The organism is Gardnerella vaginalis (assembly GCF_040427915.1).
Classification (GTDB): domain Bacteria; phylum Actinomycetota; class Actinomycetes; order Actinomycetales; family Bifidobacteriaceae; genus Bifidobacterium; species Bifidobacterium vaginale_C.
In genome coordinates, this window is the sequence record NZ_JBETXJ010000002.1 from 612,134 (window position 1) to 632,517 (window position 20,384).

A 20,384-nucleotide genomic window follows, 5' to 3' on the forward strand; every position below is an offset into this window, starting at 1 on the left:
TTTGTAGAGTGGTGATTTGTAGTGAGTAGCGGAACTGTAAAATCTAAGAAAATCAAGCGCAAATATGCGATTCGCAATAAGCGCTCACACTCTATTTTGCCAATGGTTTTTATTAGCGCCATTAGAATGTGGGTTCACGAATGGCGTCGTTTTTGCATACTAGCAGTTATAGCAATGCTTGGCGTTGCTGTTATGACTGGCATTTATGCAGGATGCAACGATATGCTTCTTGGAGCAGATGACACTTACTCTAAGCTCAAAGCTTACGACCTACAAATTGTTTCTACGCTTGGCTTGACTGACAAAGATGTTAAAGTAATCAAAAAATTGCCATTTGTTAGTGAAGCAGAGGCGGGAAAGTCGTTTAAAGCTACTGCTCATCCTTCGAATAATGCCAATTTGTCTTATGCAATGAACGTAGTTCAATATAATCACAATGTTAAAAAACTGAATCGTCTGCATTTAATGCGTGGCAATATGCCAACAAACAATCGTCAAGCTGTAGTAACCGAGCGATTTTTGCACGATAGCGGATTGCGTATTGGTAGCACACTGTTTTTGAGTATGCAACAAGTCACTAATCAATCTAATTCGTCTAATCAACTGGTTCAAAATCAAAAATATAAGCTTCTAATCACAGGAAGTGTGCTAGACGTAAACGATTTGGACAATCCAAACGGGTATCAATCAAAAGCTTTCCGCAATTCCGTAATATCACGCTACCCTATTTTTACCTCTGCGATTACTGAAAGCACAAATAATCTTCCATACACAGCTATGTATGTGCGATTAAATGAGGCTCAACGCGTTAACGATTTTTCGCAAAAGTATCGCGCAATTGTGGCAAATGCTTCAAACCAGATTAAAGACAGCGTGCAAAGCGATTGCCAAGAGGAGCGCACAAATCAGGTTGTAGAAGATCAAACTAATCAAAAAGTAGATCAGACTATAGCCACCATGCCAATGCTTAAGAACGCTCCCGACTCGGTTTTAGCTAAGGCTCGCGCGCAAATTTACTCAAAAATTAAGCCAGAAGTGCAAAAGAATGTTCCTCAAGCAAGATGGCATATTTTTGCTCGCATATCAAACGGAAGCTATACTCGCCTGCGTTCTGATGTTGCCTCGATTCAATCTCTTGGATACGCTTTTCCAGTGCTTTTTCTTGTAGTGGCAATGATGATGAGCCTAACAGCTATGGCAAGAATGGTAGAAGAAGAACGAGGACTAATTGGAACATACTTAAGCTTAGGTTATGGACGTTGCGCAGCAATAACAAGGCACGCTTTCTTTGCGATTTTTGCCTGTCTAGTAGGCGGTGGAATTGGCGATATTCTAGGATTCTTAGCAATTCCATCTTTATTACTTAAGATTTTGCGCGGATTGTACACAGTACCAGGAGTTGTTTTACGATACGACTGGCTTTATGGTTCGATTTGTGTACTCGCGTTTGTAATACCAGTTGCAATATGCACAATAATCGTAAGCTGGAGGGAGACAAGGCAAGTGCCAGCGGCATTATTGCGTCCAAAATCTCCAAAAGCCGGCGCTCGCGTGCTTCTTGAACATCTACCTTTTATTTGGAATCGTCTAAGTTTCCTCAACAAAGTATCTATAAGGAATCTGGCTCGTTTTAAAAGCAGATTATTTATGACGATTGGTGGCGTGGCTGGTTGCACGGCATTAATCGTGTGTGCTTTAGCATTAAACGATACTGTAGCAACTCTTGGAATCCGCCAATATGATGGCATTTACCGCTACGATATGATTTCTATTTCCGCTCCAGACTCATTCCAAAATATGAAGAAAAGTGTGCAGAAAGATAAATCCAACAACCTTGTTGATGTTATTTTGCCTGCCTACATTAGTTCTGGTGAAATCGCAAAAAGCGATGCGAATAATGGTAAATCTAATAGCAATTCCAATAACAATTCGCATAATAAAATCGTTGAAGATTCTGAAAGCGTGCAAATTGTAGTTGTTAAAGATGCCGCAGCTTTGTCTAATATGGTTCGTCTACAAGATGTTAACAATAATTTGCAAAATATTTCGCTTAATGATGATGGTCCGCTTCTTTCGCAGAGCGCAGCATCGTCGTTGGGAATTGCGAACGGAAACTATATTACAATAACAAACTCCAGTTTTAAGCGCGCAAAAGTGAAGTTGCGTGCAATCGTGCGTAATCTTATTGGTTCAAATATTTATATGACTTCTAGTTGCTATGAAAGAATATTCAGTTTTAAAAATGGGAAAAACGTTAAGAATAATGCGCTAATATTGCGCCTTCGTGGAGACGATGATGCAAAAATGCGTTACGCAGACAATGTGTCAGATAGGGATGGCGTGTTGGCTGTTATGAACATTACGCGCATGAAACATTCGTTTAGCTTTGATTTAATGAATGCTGTTGTAGCGCTTATAGTAACTCTTGCAGCAGGCTTGGCGTTAGCCGTGCTGTTTACATTGGCAAGCACTAATATTTCGGAACGCACGCGAGAGATGGCAACTTTAAAGGTTCTTGGCTTTTATCGTAGAGAAGTTCATGCTTATGTGCATAAGGAGATGCTTACTCTTACTGTAATTGGTATTCTTGTTGGTCTGCCTCTTGGAAGATTGGTTGCAGGCTTGTTAACAAATGCTTTGCGCATGCCTTCTCTGTATTTTGAGGTTGAAGTATCTCCATTAAGCTACGCTATTGCTGGCTTTGCAACGCTGGTCTTTGCTTTAATCGTTCAATGGTCAACTAATCCCGCGTTGGACCGCATTGACCCTGTTAGTTCGCTTAAAAGTGTTGAATAAAGTTGAATAATGAAATTCAAATATTTACGGGTTCTTATAAAATTGAAAGCTCACGGCTAAAAGAATGGAGTTATAGCAATGAGTGATATTGACCACACTAACAATGGTCACACTAACAAAATGGAGCGCAGCCTTACAAAAAGGCATGTGCAATTCATTGCTATAGGTGGAACAATCGGCACGGGACTATTCTTAGGCTCGGGCAAATCCATTAGTCTTACGGGTCCAAGCATTGTGTTCGTGTACATAATCGTTGGATTAATCATGTTTTTGCTTATGCGTGGCATTGGCGAACTTATGTACAAGGATCCAAACCAGCATACGTTTATTAGTTTTATTACTAAATACTTGGGCAAAGGCTGGGGCAATTTTGCAGGATGGTCGTATTGGATAGTGCTTGTGCTTATTGGCATGAGTGAGATTACGGCTGTAAGTACGTATTGTGTTACGTTTTTCCAGACTTTTGGCATAGACGTAAGTAGTTGGAAATGGCTTATAGAAGTAGTGTTTTTAGCTGCTTTAGTGTGTATAAATTTGGTTGCCGTAAAGCTGTTTGGTGAAACCGAATTTTGGTTCTCAATGATTAAAATCACGTTGATTGTGGCGCTTATTGCTACAGCAATTGTGATGGTTGTAGTAGGATATCATTATCCAGCAACAGCGCTTCATGGTGGTGTTGTAAGTCCTGCTGGTCACGCAGGTTTTGACAATATATTCAATAATTTCTCGCTTATGCCAAATGGTTGGTTGGCTTTCTTAATGAGTTTCCAGATGGTGTTCTACGCATACCAGCTTATTGAGTTTGTAGGCGTTACTGTTTCGGAAACTAAAAATCCTCGCCAAGTTTTGCCAAAGGCTGTGAACGAGATAATTATGCGAATCCTGATTTTCTATGTTGGTGCGCTGATTGCGATTATGCTAATTGTTCCTTGGCAGCAGTTTAAGGCAACTAATGCGCAGGGAGTTTATATGTCTCCGTTCATAATGGTTTTCCAGTATGCGGGGTTGCATTGGGCTTCTGCACTTGTGTTCTTTGTGGTGATTACTGCAGCATCTTCTGCGCTTAATTCACTGCTTTATTCTGCAGGACGCCACATGTATCAGATTGCGCTGGAATCTAATTCGCCTGTTCTTTCGCATTTGCGCAAGGTTTCGCGCGCTAAAGTTCCTGCACGAGCAATCGTTTTTTCTGCTGCACTAATTCTGTTCTCGCCGATTATTAACTCGATTCCTGGAGTTCACGGAGCGTTTATAGTATTTGCTTCGGCATCTTCGGCAGTGATAATCATGATTTACATTTTGATTATGGTCACGCACAGAAAATACCGTGCTTCTGCTGATTTTATGCCAGATGGTTTTGTTATGCCGCATTATAAGCTGCTTAATTCTCTTACTATTGCATTCTTTGCGTTTGTTTATGTAACGCTGTTTATCAGCGAGGATACTCGTGGATCTGCTATTGGCGGTCTTATTTGGCTTGTTCTTTTTGGAGGCTATTGCGCTCTGCATCAGCATTGGCAGAATCGCGATTTAGCGGCTGCTCTGGGTAGATAGTTACGCGATTTATGTTACGCTTTTTGTGTGCGAATTATTGTTGCGGACTGTAGTGCAGAATATACGGGTAGGCTTAATGCAAGCCTTCCATCAGCTAAGCGCGTGTTGCTTATTAAGGCTGATGGTAGTGTACTGATTTTTTCAGAGTTAGGGTCATATAAACCTCTTAATTGGATGGTTGCTCCTTGTACTATGCGTGTTATTGATGGAAATGTTTCTAAAGATAACGATTGTTCTGATGGGTGCGACGATTCGAGTTCTGCTTCTTCAGATGGTTCTGTTGGCGCTTGTAGCTCGGATGCTTTCGACTTTTCGCGCGTTTTTAGCGACGGAACTGTTTTAAAAATTGCTGCAAAAAAGGGTAATGATCTGCTTCGCATTGTTCTGCAACACGTCTATAGCGATTCTTCGTACGATTTAGGCACAGACCCAGGTCTTGTTAAAGATGGCGTAGAAGATCATTTGCAGCGCTACTTGGCTGAGCAAATTGAGCGTATTGGCGATGGCGCCACATTGGTTCGCAGAGAATATCCTACTGCTATTGGTCCAGTGGATATTATGGCGCAGGATTCAAACGGTGTTCACGTTGCTATTGAGATTAAGCGACACGGTGGTATTGATGGTGTTGAGCAGCTTACGCGTTATTGCGAGTTGTTGAATCGAGACCCGTTGCTTAAACCAGTTCGAGGTATTTTTGCTGCGCAGACTATTAGCCCGCAAGCGCGAGTTTTGGCTGAGGATCGTGGCTTTACTTGCTTAATTCTCGATTACGATGAAATGCGCGGTGTTGAGTCTAACGATCTTCGCCTGTTTTAGCTTAACGATTTTCTGTTTTATTTGTGATTTATTACGAAATTTACGTAAATTTACTAAATTTACGTATAAAAATGCCGCGCAAGATTTATTCAAGCGCGGCATAATTTGATTAGTAATTGATCACTAATAAATTAAGAGATCAGGAAGCATAGAGAATATCTACAACAAAGTAAAGCGTTGAATTTGCAGGAATTGTCACATTTCCTTGCGCATCCTTCTTATCTTCTTTGCCATAACCATCTTCTGGAGGAATTACCAAAAGAACTTGGGATCCAACTTTCTTTCCAGTTAAGCCCTTAGTCCATCCTGGAATCACTTGCCCATCAAGCGAGAAGTCTGCAGGCGCGCCGCGCTTCCATGACGAATCAAATTGATGCAATTTGCCGTCTTTATCGGTAGTCCACCCAGTGTAATGAGCTGTGACAGTGCTTTCTTTGGTTACCTCTTTGCCAGTTCCTTCAATCAAAGTCTGAGAAACCAACTTTCCGTCTGGCACATAGTTATTCTTATCTAACGATGGTTCTCCAGATTTACTAAGAGTTACCTTAGGCAGATTTTCAGGAATATCCTTAACTTTGTTGCCTGTTGCGCGTTCAAGAGATTTCATTGAAGAAACAAGAGTTAGCACCATTACGTACGCGTCTTGCTTAGTTTGTGGATTTGCAGGCACGCCAAATGCAATCGTGGAATTAATTTTTCTTCCTTTAAGCAGCATGTAGTAAGGCTTGCTCGTAACACCTTTTTTAATAGTGATTGAGCAGTCTGGTTTGCCTTGCTTCCAAGTATTCATAAGTTCTTTGCCATTTTTAGCATTGTACACAATGCCATTAGCGCATACGCGGCTATTTTCTGAGATTTTAGCGCCATTTCCATATTGCAAAATGGCGTAAGAATTTGGTTTTACATCTATAGGGGTAGTTATATCAACCTTTGGCTGCTTGCCTAAAGTTCCACTAGCCTTAACGCCGCTTAAAACTTGCATTCCAGCGGCATTTGCGGCTGGGTCTGCCATTCCGTTGTCATTTGTGCTATTCCCGCTGCAAGATGACATTGTAAAACACAAGGCTGCAGCGCCAATTGTGCTAATTGCGCGTATTGCAAAAGATTTGATTGTGTATAATCTGGTTTTTCTCATAGGTTTAAGACTATCGCTTGAGTCTGATTTTAATCGTTTAGCAGCAAAATATATTGAAATATTACGAAGAATTGTAAAAGATTAATAAATGTAACAATCGATTGATTATAAAAGATTATGAAAGATTGTAGAATAGATAGGAGCAAATACGATATGACGATTATTAAGGCGAATATCAAAAAGAATTCATGCTCTGGTTACAAGCATAATGCATGATTTATTGCTGATTAGGATGCAGAAAGAGGTTTGATGCAACGACCTACAAAACGAGCTAAGTTTATGCGAGGAATCGTGGCACCTATTTTTGGGTTGCTTGCTGTGCTTAGTATTGTTCTTGGTGTTCTTAATGCCACAGTTTGGAAGCCGAACTCTATTGTTTCGGCTCATGCAAACGTGTATGGTTCAAGATACATTGTTACGGATCCGGGTGTTTTAAATCTTGTGGATTACCGCGTAAAAATTAGTGTTGCGGCCCTTAATACTCGTAAGCCGATTTGTGTAGCAGTTGGCTTGGCTAAAGATGTTCGTGGGTGGACTCGTGGCTACTCTGTACAGAGAATAATTGGTTTGCAAGATTGGGAGAATCTTTCTACTGTTCCTATGAAGGCAGATGATTCTGCAAAGTCAGATTTGAATAACAAAAATTCTGTAGATTCCGCGAATAACTCTGATTCTAAGGCTTCTAAAGATGTCGATTTTAAAGATTCGGATTTGTGGACTAATGCGACTTGCCAAATGGGTTTGGCTAAATTGTTTGTTAATGCGGAAGATTTTGAACAGTCTGAGAACATTGTTCCTGGAGATTTTAGCAGTGGCAATGCTGTAAATCAAGCAAATCAAGAAAATCAAGCAAATCAAGAAAATGATCAGTCGAATCATCAAAAAGTTTCATCCGCATTGCGTGCCAGGATTTCTCGACGCGTTCTGATTATTGACTTGGGTAAAAATTCTCCTGAAGCATTCGTAGAGCTTCGTTGGCGTAGACACAATCTTCCGGATTTTGCAACTCCTTTGTATTTTGTTGGAGCACTGTTTGTTCTGCTTTGTGCCCTTTCTGCTTCTGTGTTCGCTATGGCTCCACATCGCAGGCGCAATAAGCGTTTGGTGGCTAGTAGAAGTGGTCTTATTACTGTAGAAAATGTTTCCAGAGACGACGAAGTTAAATTCTCAGATGCTTTTGCTGGCACAATGGCTGGTATTTTTGGCAGTTTTGCTAAAGATAAAAAGTCAAGGCGTAAGGGTTCTTCTGCTTCTCATGCTCGTCATGGTGCTCATTCAAAAACTCGTGTTGCAAAGTCGCAAGCAACCGTGGATTTGTCTGTAAACGTAAAGTCTGGTCTAAACTCTTCTCCAACTCCATCCTTGGATGAAACCGCTGTGATTTCTAAAGAAGATTTGCAGTCTTATTTTGCTCGTTTTGCTAGTGAATCAGTTTCGGATGTTTCCAAGAATAATAGCGATTCGTCTACTGTTTTAGAAGTTTCTGACGTTTCTTCTGATAAATCTTCCTCTGATTCTTTTAAAGATGACGATGATGCTATCCGTGATTCCAAAGATTCTTTGAATGATGATTCTAATAAAAAGCAATCTTCAAAGGAACATTCTGGAAATAGTAGCAATAATAATTCTAGAAAGTCGAGTCACAGCAATCGCAGCAATCGCAATAGTAGATATGGTAGAAGAAATCGTGATTTGCATGACAATCAAGATGATCGTTCTAGCAGCAGAGATGTAGAGAATCGCAAATATAGAGATAATCGTAGTAAATCCGCGGTTGCTGGCGACTCAAGCAATGAAAAGTCAAATAATCGCAGCAAGTCGCGAGATCAAGGAAATCATCGTGATTCAAATAATCATCGCGACCAGCGCAAGAATGGTCAGAATGGTCAGAATAATCAGCGCGGGCAAAAATATGGCAAAAATCGTCGATCTAGCGAATTAGATAATCGTAATAGAAATAGCGGCGAAAATAATGCAAATAACAGAAACGCTAGTGGTAACACGAATTCAAACTATAACCAGAATCGTAGGCGTAAAAATAATGCGCGTGGAAATGAGCAAAAGTGAGTGTGGAAAGTAAGTATGACTATGTTTTATGCGCATAAAATCAAAGATTACGTAAGATTTGCATTCGCTACAATAATGTCGTTAATTATGTGTTTTGCTCTTAGTGCTTGCGATGGTCAAGTTCCTAAAGCCGCTGAGGGGCATAGCACAAAGGAACTTCCAAACGTAACGTCTATTAGAGAAAAAGATATACGTTTAAGAGTTTTGAGGTCATTAGAGCGCGCAAATGAAGAGAAGAATTCTAGTAATCTTGATGAATATATGAGTGGTCCTGCAATGCTTGTGCGAACTAGTGAACTTGCGATTGCGGCTAAAACAGGAAAATTGGACCCAAAAACAACAATTCCTCGTGAAGTTGCTCAGACTATTGTGCCTACGAATGCAAATTGGCCTCGTGATTTGATGACGATTACTACTACAACAAAAGACCAACAGTCTAAGCGATTGTTGGTGATTCGTCAGGATAGGGCACGTTCAAACTATAAATTGTGGGCAGTTGCAAGGCTATTTCCTGGTGTACGTCTGCCAAAATTCCCTGTTTCTTCAATTGGCGCTTCAATGGGTAAAGCAAATGATTCTGGTCTTGTTATGACTCCTCATGCAGCAGCAGCGGCTTATGCTGATGTTCTGCAGCAAGGAGAATCCAGTAAATTTGCAAAGAGTTTTGCTAGTGATTATTTGCGCGCAAAATTAGCAGAATTGTCTAAGACTGTTCAAGCAGGAATGGAGCGAAACAAAGGTTCTCAGGAACAGGTTTTTGCTTCAGTTCCAAATCAGATTAGCGTTATGCGCGCAAGCGATGGTAGTGATTTAGTAGTTGCGCGTATTGACTCCGTGTGGACTAGGAGAGCTGGAGAAGGTCGAGAATCAAGACCGGCGTCTGACGAGGAGAAAGCTTTGTTTGGAAATGCTAAAGCTACTTCTACAATGCGTGTGACTTACGTAAATGTTGTAGCAATGGTTGTTCCACCAGCTGGCTCTAATGCGCAGATTGTGCCTGTGGGAGCGGAGCGTCAGCCTATAAAGGTAGAAGCCCTGTAAGCAGTTGTATAAGCAATATAAGCGAAAGAGGAAATTATGGTTGATTCACAATCAATGGGTATGAACCCAGGCGGATTCTCTCTGGCTGGAGCAGTGGACTTGGAAGGTGTAAAGCGCAAAGCAGAAGCTCTTGCAAAACGAGAAGCGGCTGCAAAGTCAGGAAAACCTCAGTCTAAGATGCCTCCTGCTGGGGGGTATGTGATTGATGTTAATGAACAAACTTTTCAGGCAATGGTTCAGACTTCTGTAAGTTTTCCAATTATTTTGCTTGTATGGCAAAAAAGCGATGAAACTTCTTATGATTTAGCACAAAAACTTGCGGATTCTATTACTGCGTTAGATGGCAGAATGCAGCTTGCTCGTATTGATGCGGATGAAAGTCCATCAATTGCTCAAGCTTTACGCGCACAGCAGCTTCCAGCTGTATATGGATTGGTTGGAGGCAGACCAATGCCTATTTGTCAGGGATTGCCTAGTGTAGATGAGTTGCAGCAGATTTGTAATGATATTCTGCCTCAGTTGGTTAAAGTTGCGGAAAAATCTGGTGTAGCTGGGATGGCTCCTTATGTTGATTCAGGCGATTCTACAGGCGATTCTGGTGTAGGCAATAATTCTGCGGATTCTGTAGATTCTTCTGATGTTCCGCCAGAACACAAAATTGCGCATGAGGCGGCTATGAATGGCGATTATGCTTTAGCTGCAAGTGAGTATGAAAAAGTATTGCAGGCTAACCCGAATGATTCTTTGGCATCTCGCGAACGCGCTAAAGCATTGCTTCTTGGCAGAAATGCAAACACAAATGTGGAGGGTGTGCGCAAGGCTGCTGGTGATAATCCTAGTGATGCTTCCGCTCAGCTTGCTGTAGCAGATGTGGATATGATTGATGGTCATATTGAAGATGCTTTTAGTAGGCTTCTTGATTTTCTTGCTGGTCATCGCGATAGTGCAGATGTTATTAAAGAACGTATGCTTGAGTATTTTGCAATGCTTCCAGCTGGCGATGAGCGTTTGAATCGTGCGCGTCGTCGCTTAGCAATTCTCCTTTATTGATTATGGATGATTGCACCTGATGGATAAAAAGTAAAAGAAAAGCCAAGATTCGCATTCGTGAGAAATATGCGATTCTTGGCTTTCTAGTAGCGGGGCATGGATTTGAACCATGGACCTCTGGGTTATGAGCCCAGCGAGCTACCGAGCTGCTCCACCCCGCGTCGGCTACTTTTAGCAGCTCTATCTACGATAGGTGCAAATTGTGATTTGTCAAGTTCTCGGCGTGTTTCTATTTGTTTTTTTGTGTTGTTAGTCGCCAGCAACCGAGGATTTGTGTAATTTTGTGCAAAATAAATACAACAAATAAATCTAAAAGTAGTTTAATTCTAAACAGAAGTGGAGTACAATAAACAACTGGCTATCGACTTGCTAATTCTGTTATAAGTGCAAAACTCGTTATTAATCAACGATATGACTTAAATGTACGAACCAAGAGTAGAATCAGCTTTTTAGAGATGTATTTTCGTTTCGTACGCACGCCAACGAATAGATTTTCAGGATTTGCTGTTTATACAACTTAGCTTTTGATGGATTGGTATTAACCAGACGTGAGTAGCGATATAAACGACGCCTTATAAGGAGGAGCTGATGAGTGGAGCTATCGGAGTCTTAGCTGGCACTGTGAATTCGGCAGTATTGCTAGCTTCAGAAAGTCCAGAGTTGCCTAAGATTGATGAGTTTTTACCTCCGGAGATTTTGTTCCAAGGCACACCATTTGCAATGAACCGCATTATTTTAGTGCGTGTGCTTATGGCAGTAATCGTTATGATTGTTTTTGGAATTGGTGCTGCTCGCGCAAAGGTTGTTCCAGGTAGATTCCAAAGCGTGCTAGAAATCCTAATGGACTTTGTACGATACAACATTGTGTACGAGATGATTGGCGAAGAACGTGGCAAGCGCTACGTGCCAATGATGTCTACATTGTTCATAACAATTTTCTTCTTTAATCTTTGTTCTGTGATTCCAGGATTGAATATGGCTGCAACCGCAACCATTGCTGGTCCGCTTGTATTTGCTTTATGGGTTGTATGCCAATATCTTATTGCTGGCATACGCGAAAAAGGTTTTTTGCGATTCTTCCGTGAAGCATTATTCCCAGCGGGAGTGCCATGGCCGATTTACTTTATTCTTTCGCCATTGCAGCTCATAGAATTAATAATTGTGCGACCACTTTCGCTTACAATCCGTTTGTTTGCGAATATGATTGCTGGCCATTTGCTGGTGGCCACTTGCTTAGTATTCACCAACTTCTTTGTGGTGGATTCCAGCAATAAACTCCTTGCCTTCGGCGGTGCATTATGGCTGCTTGGTGGCATTCTGTTTACCCTATTCGAAATTATGGTAGCAGGATTGCAGGCATTTATCTTTACCGTGCTTGCATCCGTCTACATTTCGGAAAGTTACCCAGAGGAAGAAGAAAAATCTGCTGTTGCTGTTGCATAGTGCATTAGCTTAACTCTCAGATTTTACACATCTTATGGGTTTATACTGGTTACTGTTTTAACAGAAAGGAAACCAATGAATAACATCATCGCTCTAGCAGGACTGATCGGTAACCTGAGCATTCTTGGCTTTGCTGTGGCAACAATCTCTCCTGCACTTGGCATGGCAATCGTTGTTGCTAAAGCTATGGAGTCCACTGCACGTCAGCCAGAAGTCGGAAACCGTATTCAGCTGTTCATGTTCGTTGGCTTGGCATTCATCGAGGTTCTGGGCTTGCTCGGATTCGTTGCCTACATTATGGGAAAATGAACCGAACGAAACAACTCGTTCCAGCACAAATATAAAAGTGTTGAAAGAATAGAAAGGACAAGCCATGGCACATTCATCTGAGAGTAATGGTTTGGCATTGTTCTTGCCTGAGCCTTACGACGTAGTGTGGTCGTTAGTTGTTTTGGTAATTCTTGCAGCGTTTTTCTACAAGTTCGTTATGCCTAAATTCCAGGCAATTCTCGATGAGCGTGCAGAAAAAATCGAAGGCGGAATGGCTAAAGCAGCAAACGCGCAGCGTGAAGCTGATGAGTTAAAGAGCCAGATGGAAGAAGAACTTGCACAAGCTCAAGCAGATGCCGCAAAAACTCGCGAACAGGCTCGCGCACAAGCTTCCAAGATTGTTGATGAAGCAAGACAGCGTGCCGAAAAGGACGCTGCGAAAATCATTAGCGAAGCTCAGCATTCCATTGAGGCTCAGCATAAGCACGCCATGACTAGCCTCCAAGGAGAGGTATCGGTACTCGCTGCAGCATTAGCTGGAAAGATTCTTGCGTCTAAGCTAGATGACGATACCGTAGGCTCCAAAATCATTGACCATGTTATTGATGAAGTGGGAGACGTTAAGAGTTCGGGTCAAAACAAGTAGTTAAAAGAGTAGCTAAAACGATTTTTTAGTATTGCTTAATTACTACTTAAGTTTTGCATGAATGAGGAGGTAAGGATGCCAGAAAAGGCATCGCGAGTAAGCGAAAACTTATCACGCTCTTCGCTTGCGCAAGCCATTTCAGATGCTCATGACGAAGCTCAGCGCATATCTGATGAGCTTTCGACAATGATGGATACATTGGAAAAGTATCCAGAGCTTTCTGACGCTATTACCGATCCAAATAGGTCTTCGGAAGATAAGTCACGACTGATTGACGAGCTTATTGGAGGTAAGGCGCATCCTGTTGTGCTGCGCATTATGCACTATCTTGTAGGTACTTGGCATGGCGGCGCCGAAAGCGGTAAGACGGGCAGCTTTGGAGGCGCATGGTCTGGTTTTGAGCGCGAAGCAGGCGAAACTTTGGTTACGGTTACAACCGCTCAGCCTCTTACGGATAAGCAAATCAAGCGTTTGATTGAGATTTACAGCAACAAGTTGGGTCATCGTGCCTACATAAACCCAATTGTGGATCCAAACGTGCTTGGTGGAATGCGTATACGTATTGGCGATCAAGTAACAGACCGCACAATGTTGATGCAGCTTAAGCAGTTGCAGCGTTCTGCGCGAAATGGTGCTTGGACACAGGCAGTGAAATAAGTTAAATAAGGAGAATTATGGCGGAACTATCTATTGATCCCGCCCTTATACGCAAGGCACTTGACGGGTTCGTTGACTCGTATAAGCCGGCAGACATGCCAACGCAAGAAGTTGGTTATGTTGTTACGGCTGGTGACGGCATTGCACACGTAGCTGGATTATCTGGCTGCATGGCAAACGAGCTGCTCACCTTCGAAAACGACACCCTTGGCTTAGCGTTTAACCTTGATGCTCACGAAATCGGCGTGGTTATTCTAGGCGATTTTACGGGCATTGAAGAAGGGCAGGAAGTTTACCGCACTGGCGAAGTGTTATCGGTGCCAGTGGGAGACGCCTATCTTGGTCGTACTGTAGACCCATTGGGTAATCCAATCGATGGTCTAGGTGTAATCGAGTGCAAGGAGCGTCGTATTCTTGAAGCCCAGGCTCCAGACGTGATCCATCGTCACCCTGTGGACGAGCCTTTGTCTACTGGTTTAAAGGCAATTGACGCAATGACGCCAATTGGCCGTGGTCAGCGTCAGTTGATTATTGGCGACCGTCAAACTGGTAAAACAGCAATTGCAATCGATACGATTATTAACCAGCGCACAAACTGGGAAAGTGGAGATCCAAAGAAGCAAGTCCGTTGCATTTACGTAGCAATCGGACAAAAGGGTTCAACAATCGCATCTGTACGTCAAAGCCTCGAAGAAGCAGGCGCTATGAAGTACACAACAATCGTTGCAAGCCCAGCTTCGGATTCTGCAGGTTTTAAGTACATTGCTCCATACACTGGTTCTGCAATTGGTCAGCATTGGATGTACAACGGCAAGCACGTTTTGATTGTTTTCGACGACTTGTCTAAGCAAGCAGAAGCATATCGTTCGATTTCTTTGCTTCTTCGTCGCCCACCTGGGCGTGAAGCGTATCCAGGCGATGTGTTCTATCTTCACTCTCGTCTGCTAGAAAGATGCGCAAAGCTTTCTGACGATATGGGCGGCGGCTCAATGACTGGCTTGCCAATTATTGAAACCAAGGCAAATGACGTTTCTGCATACATTCCAACTAACGTGATTTCTATCACTGATGGTCAGATCTTCTTGCAGTCTGATTTGTTCAACGCAGGCCAGCGTCCAGCAGTCGATGTTGGTATTTCCGTGTCTCGTGTTGGTGGTGCTGCTCAGGCTAAGGCTTTGAAGAAGGTCTCTGGCATGCTTAAGATTTCTTTGGCTCGATACAAGTCTTTGGAATCCTTTGCAATGTTCGCTTCCGATTTGGATGCAGCTTCCAAGGCTCAGCTCACTCGTGGCGCTCGTTTAACCGAGTTGCTTAAGCAGAAGCAGTTCTCGCCTCATTCTATGGAGCAAGAAGTTGTTTCCGTGTGGGCAGGCACTCATGGAAAGCTAGACGATATTCCTGTAAAAGACGTGCTTCGCTTTGAACGTGAGATGTTGGATTATCTCGATAAGGGAACCGACATTTTGCAAGTGATTCGCGATACTGAAGATTTCACTAAAGAAACAGAATCGAAGCTTGATGCTGCAATTGAGGACTTCCGTAGGATGTTTAAGACTTCTGCAGGTAAGCCTTTGATTGTTAAGGATTCTCTGCCTCCAGCTGAAAACCCTGCTCCAGTTGAAAAAGAGCAGCTTGTTGCAAAGCCGAAGTCGGATAATCGTGAATCTGAGGGGAAGTAGCGTATGTCCTCCCAACTTGCATTGAAATCGAGAATTATTTCCACACAGTCTTTAGGTAAAATCTTTAAGGCTCAGGAAATGATTGCGTCTTCTCATATAGCAAAAGCGCGTGATATCGCTCTAAATGCTAAGCCTTATAGCGACGCAATTTTCGATGCCGTGCAGGCGTTGGTAGCTCATCATGAAGCGAATATTAAGCATCCTATTTTTGGTAAAGAGCGTTCGGGTAATCGCGTAGCCGTGTTGGCGTTAACTTCAGACCGTGGCATGGCTGGCGCGTTTACGTCTTCGATTATTCGAGAAACCGAGGCGTTGCTCGCAAAGTTGGATGCGGAAGGAAAGCACGCTGAGCTGTACGTGTATGGTCGCCGTGGCGCAACCTATTACAAGTATCGTAATCGCGATGTTGCAGGCACTTGGGAAGGGTCTACTGATCATCCTGATGTGACTATTGCGGAGCGAATTTCCGATACTTTAATGGATGCGTATATGACTCCAGAAGAAGATGGAGGAGTTTCGGAGCTTTACATTGTATTCACCGAGTTTATAAACATGGTGAGGCAGAAGGTTCGTACGCTGCGCATGCTTCCAGTTGAGCTGGTTCCTTTAAAGGACGGCGAAGAGTTTGCTATGCATCGTCCAGATTACGAGGCAGCTTCTGGCCCTTCGGCTTCGCTTTCGTCTACGGGTGCGGTTTCGGCTCGAGAAGAAGCTGTTAGTCGCAGTAATCCGGACGCTGTGGAATATTGCTTTGAGCCAAGTCCAGACGAAGTGTTGGATTCGGTTTTGCCAAAGTATATTCAATCGCGTATACACGAATGTTTGCTTACTTCTGCTGCTTCCGAAACAGCTAGTAGACAGAATGCTATGCATACGGCTACAGATAACGCCCGCAATTTGGTGGAGGATTTGACAAGAAAGCTTAATGCTTCTCGCCAGGCTTCCATCACACAAGAACTTACCGAGATTATCGGCAGCGCTGACGCGCTGAATAATGAGGAGGAATAGGAGCATATGGCTGAAGATCAGACCACAGCACCTCCAGAAGATGCAAAGGAAGCCGATCCAACGGCTGGTCGCGTAACTCGTGTTCAGGGTTCCGTGATTGACGTTGAATTCCCAGTCGGCTATCTTCCAGATATTTACAATGCTCTCAAAGTGGATATCAACACCGTTGGAAATACGGAGGGAGATACTGTTCACGAGATTACATTGGAAGTTGAGCAGCATCTTGGTGATTCCACTGTGCGTGCAGTTGCTTTAAAGCCTACGGACGGCTTGGTCCGTGGCGCTTTAGTACGCGATACTGGTGGACCAATTTCTGTGCCTGTTGGCGATATTACTAAGGGTCATGTTTTTGACGTAACTGGTAACATTTTGAACGCTAAGCCAGGCGAGAACATTGAGGTTACTGAAAGGTGGCCAATTCACCGCAACCCACCTGCTTTCGATCAGCTTGAGTCTAAGACTCAAATGTTTGAAACTGGTATCAAGGTTATCGATTTGCTTACGCCTTACGTACAGGGCGGAAAGATTGGTCTGTTCGGCGGCGCAGGCGTTGGTAAAACCGTGTTGATTCAGGAGATGATTCAGCGCGTTGCACAGAATCACGGTGGTGTGTCTGTGTTTGCTGGCGTTGGCGAACGTACTCGTGAGGGTAACGATTTGATTGGCGAAATGGCTGAGGCTGGCGTTTTGGAGAAAACAGCGCTTGTCTTTGGTCAGATGGATGAGCCTCCTGGGACTCGTCTTCGCGTGCCTCTTACTGCTTTGACTATGGCTGAGTATTTCCGTGATGTTCAGAATCAGGATGTGTTGCTGTTTATCGACAACATCTTCCGCTTTACTCAGGCAGGTTCTGAGGTTTCCACTTTGCTTGGTCGTATGCCTTCTGCAGTCGGTTATCAGCCAAACTTGGCGGATGAAATGGGTGCGTTGCAGGAGCGTATTACTTCTACGCGCGGTCATTCTATTACGTCGCTTCAGGCTATTTACGTGCCTGCAGATGATTACACCGATCCTGCACCTGCAACAACCTTTACTCACTTGGATGCTACTACTGAGCTTTCGCGTGATATTGCGGCTAAGGGTATTTACCCAGCTGTGGATCCTTTGACTTCTACTTCGCGAATTCTTGATCCGCGTTATGTTGGTCAGGCTCACTACGATTGCGCTAATCGTGTGAAGGCTATTTTGCAGCGTAATAAGGAGCTTCAGGACATCATCGCTTTGATTGGTATTGATGAGCTTGGTGAGGAAGATAAGACCACTGTGAGCCGTGCTCGTAAGATTGAGCAGTTCCTTGGTCAGAACTTCTATGTGGCTGAAAAGTTCACTGGTCGTCCAGGTTCTTATGTTCCAGCTGATGAGACCATTGAGGCGTTTACGCGAATTTGCAATGGTACTTACGATGAGATTCCTGAGCAGGCGTTCTCTGGCATTGGTGGTATCGACGATCTTGAGCGTCGTTGGCACGATATGAAGCAAGAGTTTGGTGCGTGATTATGGCAGAAAAGCAAGTGAAAACGCTGCACGTTAGTGTGGTTGCAGCCAGGCATCCTGTTTGGGAAGGCGATGCCAAGTTTGTGGTTATTCCTTCCGTGAATGGCACAATGGGTGTTCTTCCTGGGCATGAGGCTGTGCTTGCGTTGATTGATCACGGTTTTGTGAAGGTTGACGATTTGAAGGGCGTTCGTCATGTTTTCAAGGTGACTGACGGATTCTTTTCTGTTGACTCAGACAATATTACTATTGCTGTTGAGCACAGTTGTAACGTTGATAAAGACGGCAATGTGTTGCCTAACGCTAAAGTGATTTAATGTGATCTAAGTTAATCTAAGGCTGACTTTTGTAATAAGGTACGCTCGATAAGCAGGAGTTTGCGATTATTTATCGCGGCTCCTGCTTTTTTGTTTCTTTTATCCCGTTTTTGTTTATTTTTGCCCGCGTTTGTTCCCAAAATCGCCAAATACGTAAACAAACGCGTGGAAGTGTTCCTGCTTTTGTTTACCAAATGGGTCAAAAAGGGAACAAACGCGGGAAGTTAATTGGGTGTGGTTGTTGGTTGGTTGTCGGCGTGTTGCGTGTGTGGGTTGTGTGGAATGTTGATTTTTCAATGGTTTTCAGGTGTTGGTGTTCTTGTTTGAGTAGTTTCCTGAGAAAAGTCTGGGAAAATTCTTTAAAAACCTTGAAACAATGTGTTTTTACGGTTTTATTAGTGTTAATCCACAAATATTATGGTGAAAATAGTTTTTATTGTGGATTAGTTTGTGTGTAACATTATTTTTTTCTGTTTGTTTTGTGTGGTTGCCTCTTGACTTTTTTAAACGGGGGGGGGTATGTTAATAACAGCTGCTAGCTAGATGCTCTAGATGGTGGTTATCCACAATGTTTTGAATGTTGTTGGATGTTTAAAATTTTTCTTCGTGTACCTGCACGGAGGAGAAGAAGAAAGGAAATTAAAATGATGAATAAGAAGGCTATCGCCGCTTTCGCTGCTGGCGCTACTTTGCTTGCCGGCTTCGCAATGGCAACCCCAGCATTCGCTGGTGCTAGAAAAGATGCTGCTGAGCATACTCTTGAAGTTCTTGCTGCTAATAAGGACTTGAGAACCTATATGAAGAATTTGGCTGAAGCAAATAAGCAGCTTATCAAGGATAACGCTACTCTTGCTGCAGCTACTGTTAAGGCTTCTACTTCTAAGGCTAAGGCTGATGCTGCTAAGAAGGTTGCAGATGCTGCAGAGCAGAAGATTAAGGATGCTCAAAAAGCTTATGATGATGCTCTAAAAGAGGAGTGTGGCGCTAAAGGTGCAAGCGAACAAGCTAATAAAGATGCTTTTGCTAAGACTGAAAAGGGCAAGAATCTTCAGAAGGTTATTGATGAAGCCACTGCTGATAAGGATAAGAAGACATATACTTATCAGGAACGTGGTGCTGCTGGAGTGACAACTAAGAAGGATACTCCTGCGAATGCTTACACTGCTTTGCAGGGATATGCTGATGCTGATGAGCTTGTTCGTGCTGGTGCTGAGGCTGCTGTTGAGTCTCAGAAGCAGCTTGTTGAGCAGGCTAAGGCTAATGTAAAGATGCAGCAGGAAATTATCAACCAGCTTAATGGTGTTACACCTGATTCAACTAAGCCTGATCAGACTAAGCCAGATCAGACTAAGCCAGATCAGACTACCCCAGATCACACCAAGCCTGTTCAGACTGCTGATCCAACTAAGTCTGCTGCTTCTGCTGAGTTGATGCGTACTCAGGTTGTGTTGGCTGAGGCTGATGCTACTAATAAGGATGCTCAGGAGAAGTTTGTTAAGTCTAAGGCTGATTATGAGGCTGCTAAGACTCAGATGGCTGCTTTTGATGCTCAGGTGAAGTCTGCTGCTGATCGTGAAGAGGCTCTTCGCGTGGCTGGTAAGACTGATACTGATGCTTACAAGGCTGCTGTTATTGATTTGAAGGCTGCTCAGTCTAGGGCTAATGCTTATAGGACTCATGAGTATGCTAATGCTGAGAAGGATTTCGGAGAGAAGAGTGGTAAGGCTTTGCTTGCTGCTGCTGCTTATAATGCTGCTCTTGTGAATTATCGTGCTGCTTATAATAAGGCTGTTGAGGTTGAGGCTTCTGCTGTTAAGGGCTTTGCTGATCCTAACACTTTGAACCCAGTTTCTACTGATTTCCCTGCTGCTCCTGCTGCTGCTAAGGCTGAGGCTAAGAAGGTTGAGGCTAAGGCTCAGGCTGCTGCTGCTCCAGCTGGTGTTGCTGGTAAGGCCGCTGCTGCTAAGGGTGAGCTTGCTGGTATGGGCGCCAAGGGTGGCAATGGTCATGGTGGTAAGGCTGGCGAGAAGCTTGGTAATGCTGGTGTTGGTGTTGCTTTGACTGCTTTGGCTGCTTCTATGCTTGCTGGTATGGGTGCTGCTGTTCGCAAGATGCGTCACTAAGTTAAAAAGGCTTGCGTTGAGCGTGTGATACGCGTGTTGTTTTTCTTCACGCGTATCACGAGCTTTCAAATAGTGGCTTGGGTTTCGTGTGGTTTGCCGAAAATTTCCTTTTCTTACCATGTGGAGTTCGGGTTGCTGTTTGATTGTGCTTGATGCTTGTTGCTGGTTGGTTGTTTCCCGCTAGGGACGGGATTCTTCCTTCTGGTTTTAAGGGTTTGTTAGATTACTTCTAACAAACCCTTTTTATGTTTTGTGTGTTTTATGTATTATTTTTACTTCTTTTATCCC

16 protein-coding genes and 1 tRNA gene are annotated in these 20,384 nt (G+C 43.3%); 15 read left to right on the forward strand and 2 right to left on the reverse strand.

Going from position 1 to position 20,384, the window contains the following annotated elements; genetic code table 11:
• Positions 1 to 21 precede the first annotated feature (21 nt).
• From ABVC65_RS02490 to nucS, 3 genes are all read left to right on the forward strand, one after another.
• Positions 22 to 2,796 carry an ABC transporter permease gene (locus ABVC65_RS02490; RefSeq protein WP_353582526.1) on the forward strand — a complete coding sequence of 925 codons (2,775 nt, stop codon included), beginning with the start codon at positions 22 to 24 and terminating at the stop codon, positions 2,794 to 2,796.
• Positions 2,797 to 2,874: 78 nt separating this feature from the next.
• On the forward strand, positions 2,875 to 4,350 hold the full coding sequence (locus ABVC65_RS02495; protein ID WP_004120465.1) for an amino acid permease: 1,476 nt from the start codon (positions 2,875 to 2,877) through the stop codon (positions 4,348 to 4,350).
• 27 nt (positions 4,351 to 4,377) lie between these two features.
• Entirely contained in the window at positions 4,378 to 5,166 is a 789-nt protein-coding gene (gene nucS, locus ABVC65_RS02500; RefSeq protein WP_353582527.1) for an endonuclease NucS, read from the forward strand.
• 139 nt (positions 5,167 to 5,305) lie between these two features.
• Here the strand turns inward: nucS and ABVC65_RS02505 are convergent, their stop codons facing one another.
• Positions 5,306 to 6,301, reverse strand: coding sequence for an FKBP-type peptidyl-prolyl cis-trans isomerase (locus tag ABVC65_RS02505; RefSeq protein WP_353582528.1), 996 nt, complete (start codon positions 6,299 to 6,301; stop codon positions 5,306 to 5,308).
• A gap of 249 nt (positions 6,302 to 6,550) precedes the next feature.
• On the opposite strand from ABVC65_RS02505, the gene ABVC65_RS02510 reads away from it, so the two are divergent.
• From ABVC65_RS02510 to ABVC65_RS02520, 3 genes are read left to right on the forward strand one after another with little or no spacing between them, the layout of a single operon-like run.
• The gene (locus ABVC65_RS02510) at positions 6,551 to 8,368 is read left to right on the forward strand and encodes a hypothetical protein (RefSeq protein ID WP_353582529.1); all 1,818 of its coding nucleotides are present in this window, start codon (positions 6,551 to 6,553) and stop codon (positions 8,366 to 8,368) included.
• 15 nt (positions 8,369 to 8,383) lie between these two features.
• Complete coding sequence (locus ABVC65_RS02515) at positions 8,384 to 9,409, forward strand: hypothetical protein (RefSeq protein ID WP_353582530.1); 1,026 nt, start codon at positions 8,384 to 8,386, stop codon at positions 9,407 to 9,409.
• A 36-nt stretch (positions 9,410 to 9,445) separates the two neighbouring features.
• A complete protein-coding gene (locus ABVC65_RS02520) occupies positions 9,446 to 10,459 on the forward strand; it encodes a co-chaperone YbbN (protein ID WP_353582531.1) in 1,014 nt (337 codons plus the stop codon).
• Positions 10,460 to 10,546: 87 nt separating this feature from the next.
• On the opposite strand, the gene ABVC65_RS02525 is transcribed toward ABVC65_RS02520, so the two are convergent.
• Positions 10,547 to 10,620: transfer RNA gene (locus ABVC65_RS02525), tRNA-Met, on the reverse strand.
• 427 nt (positions 10,621 to 11,047) lie between these two features.
• On the opposite strand from ABVC65_RS02525, the gene atpB reads away from it, so the two are divergent.
• From atpB to ABVC65_RS02570, 9 genes are all read left to right on the forward strand, one after another.
• Positions 11,048 to 11,902, forward strand: coding sequence for a F0F1 ATP synthase subunit A (gene atpB, locus ABVC65_RS02530; RefSeq protein ID WP_004120481.1), 855 nt, complete (start codon positions 11,048 to 11,050; stop codon positions 11,900 to 11,902).
• Positions 11,903 to 11,977: 75 nt separating this feature from the next.
• Positions 11,978 to 12,211, forward strand: coding sequence for an ATP synthase F0 subunit C (atpE, locus tag ABVC65_RS02535; RefSeq protein WP_004114197.1), 234 nt, complete (start codon positions 11,978 to 11,980; stop codon positions 12,209 to 12,211).
• Between the two features lie 64 nt (positions 12,212 to 12,275).
• The gene (locus tag ABVC65_RS02540) at positions 12,276 to 12,818 is read left to right on the forward strand and encodes a F0F1 ATP synthase subunit B (protein WP_004120482.1); all 543 of its coding nucleotides are present in this window, start codon (positions 12,276 to 12,278) and stop codon (positions 12,816 to 12,818) included.
• A 75-nt stretch (positions 12,819 to 12,893) separates the two neighbouring features.
• A complete protein-coding gene (locus tag ABVC65_RS02545) occupies positions 12,894 to 13,475 on the forward strand; it encodes a F0F1 ATP synthase subunit delta (RefSeq protein ID WP_004114200.1) in 582 nt (193 codons plus the stop codon).
• 17 nt (positions 13,476 to 13,492) lie between these two features.
• Entirely contained in the window at positions 13,493 to 15,154 is a 1,662-nt protein-coding gene (atpA, locus tag ABVC65_RS02550; RefSeq protein WP_353582532.1) for a F0F1 ATP synthase subunit alpha, read from the forward strand.
• 3 nt (positions 15,155 to 15,157) lie between these two features.
• Positions 15,158 to 16,162: a F0F1 ATP synthase subunit gamma gene (locus ABVC65_RS02555; RefSeq protein WP_004114205.1), complete on the forward strand. Its 1,005-nt coding sequence runs from the start codon at positions 15,158 to 15,160 to the stop codon at positions 16,160 to 16,162.
• Positions 16,163 to 16,168: 6 nt separating this feature from the next.
• Positions 16,169 to 17,656, forward strand: coding sequence for a F0F1 ATP synthase subunit beta (atpD, locus tag ABVC65_RS02560; protein WP_004120484.1), 1,488 nt, complete (start codon positions 16,169 to 16,171; stop codon positions 17,654 to 17,656).
• 2 nt (positions 17,657 to 17,658) lie between these two features.
• Entirely contained in the window at positions 17,659 to 17,973 is a 315-nt protein-coding gene (locus ABVC65_RS02565) for a F0F1 ATP synthase subunit epsilon (RefSeq protein WP_004120485.1), read from the forward strand.
• A 644-nt stretch (positions 17,974 to 18,617) separates the two neighbouring features.
• Entirely contained in the window at positions 18,618 to 20,096 is a 1,479-nt protein-coding gene (locus ABVC65_RS02570) for a hypothetical protein (protein WP_353582533.1), read from the forward strand.
• Positions 20,097 to 20,384: the final 288 nt, after the last annotated feature.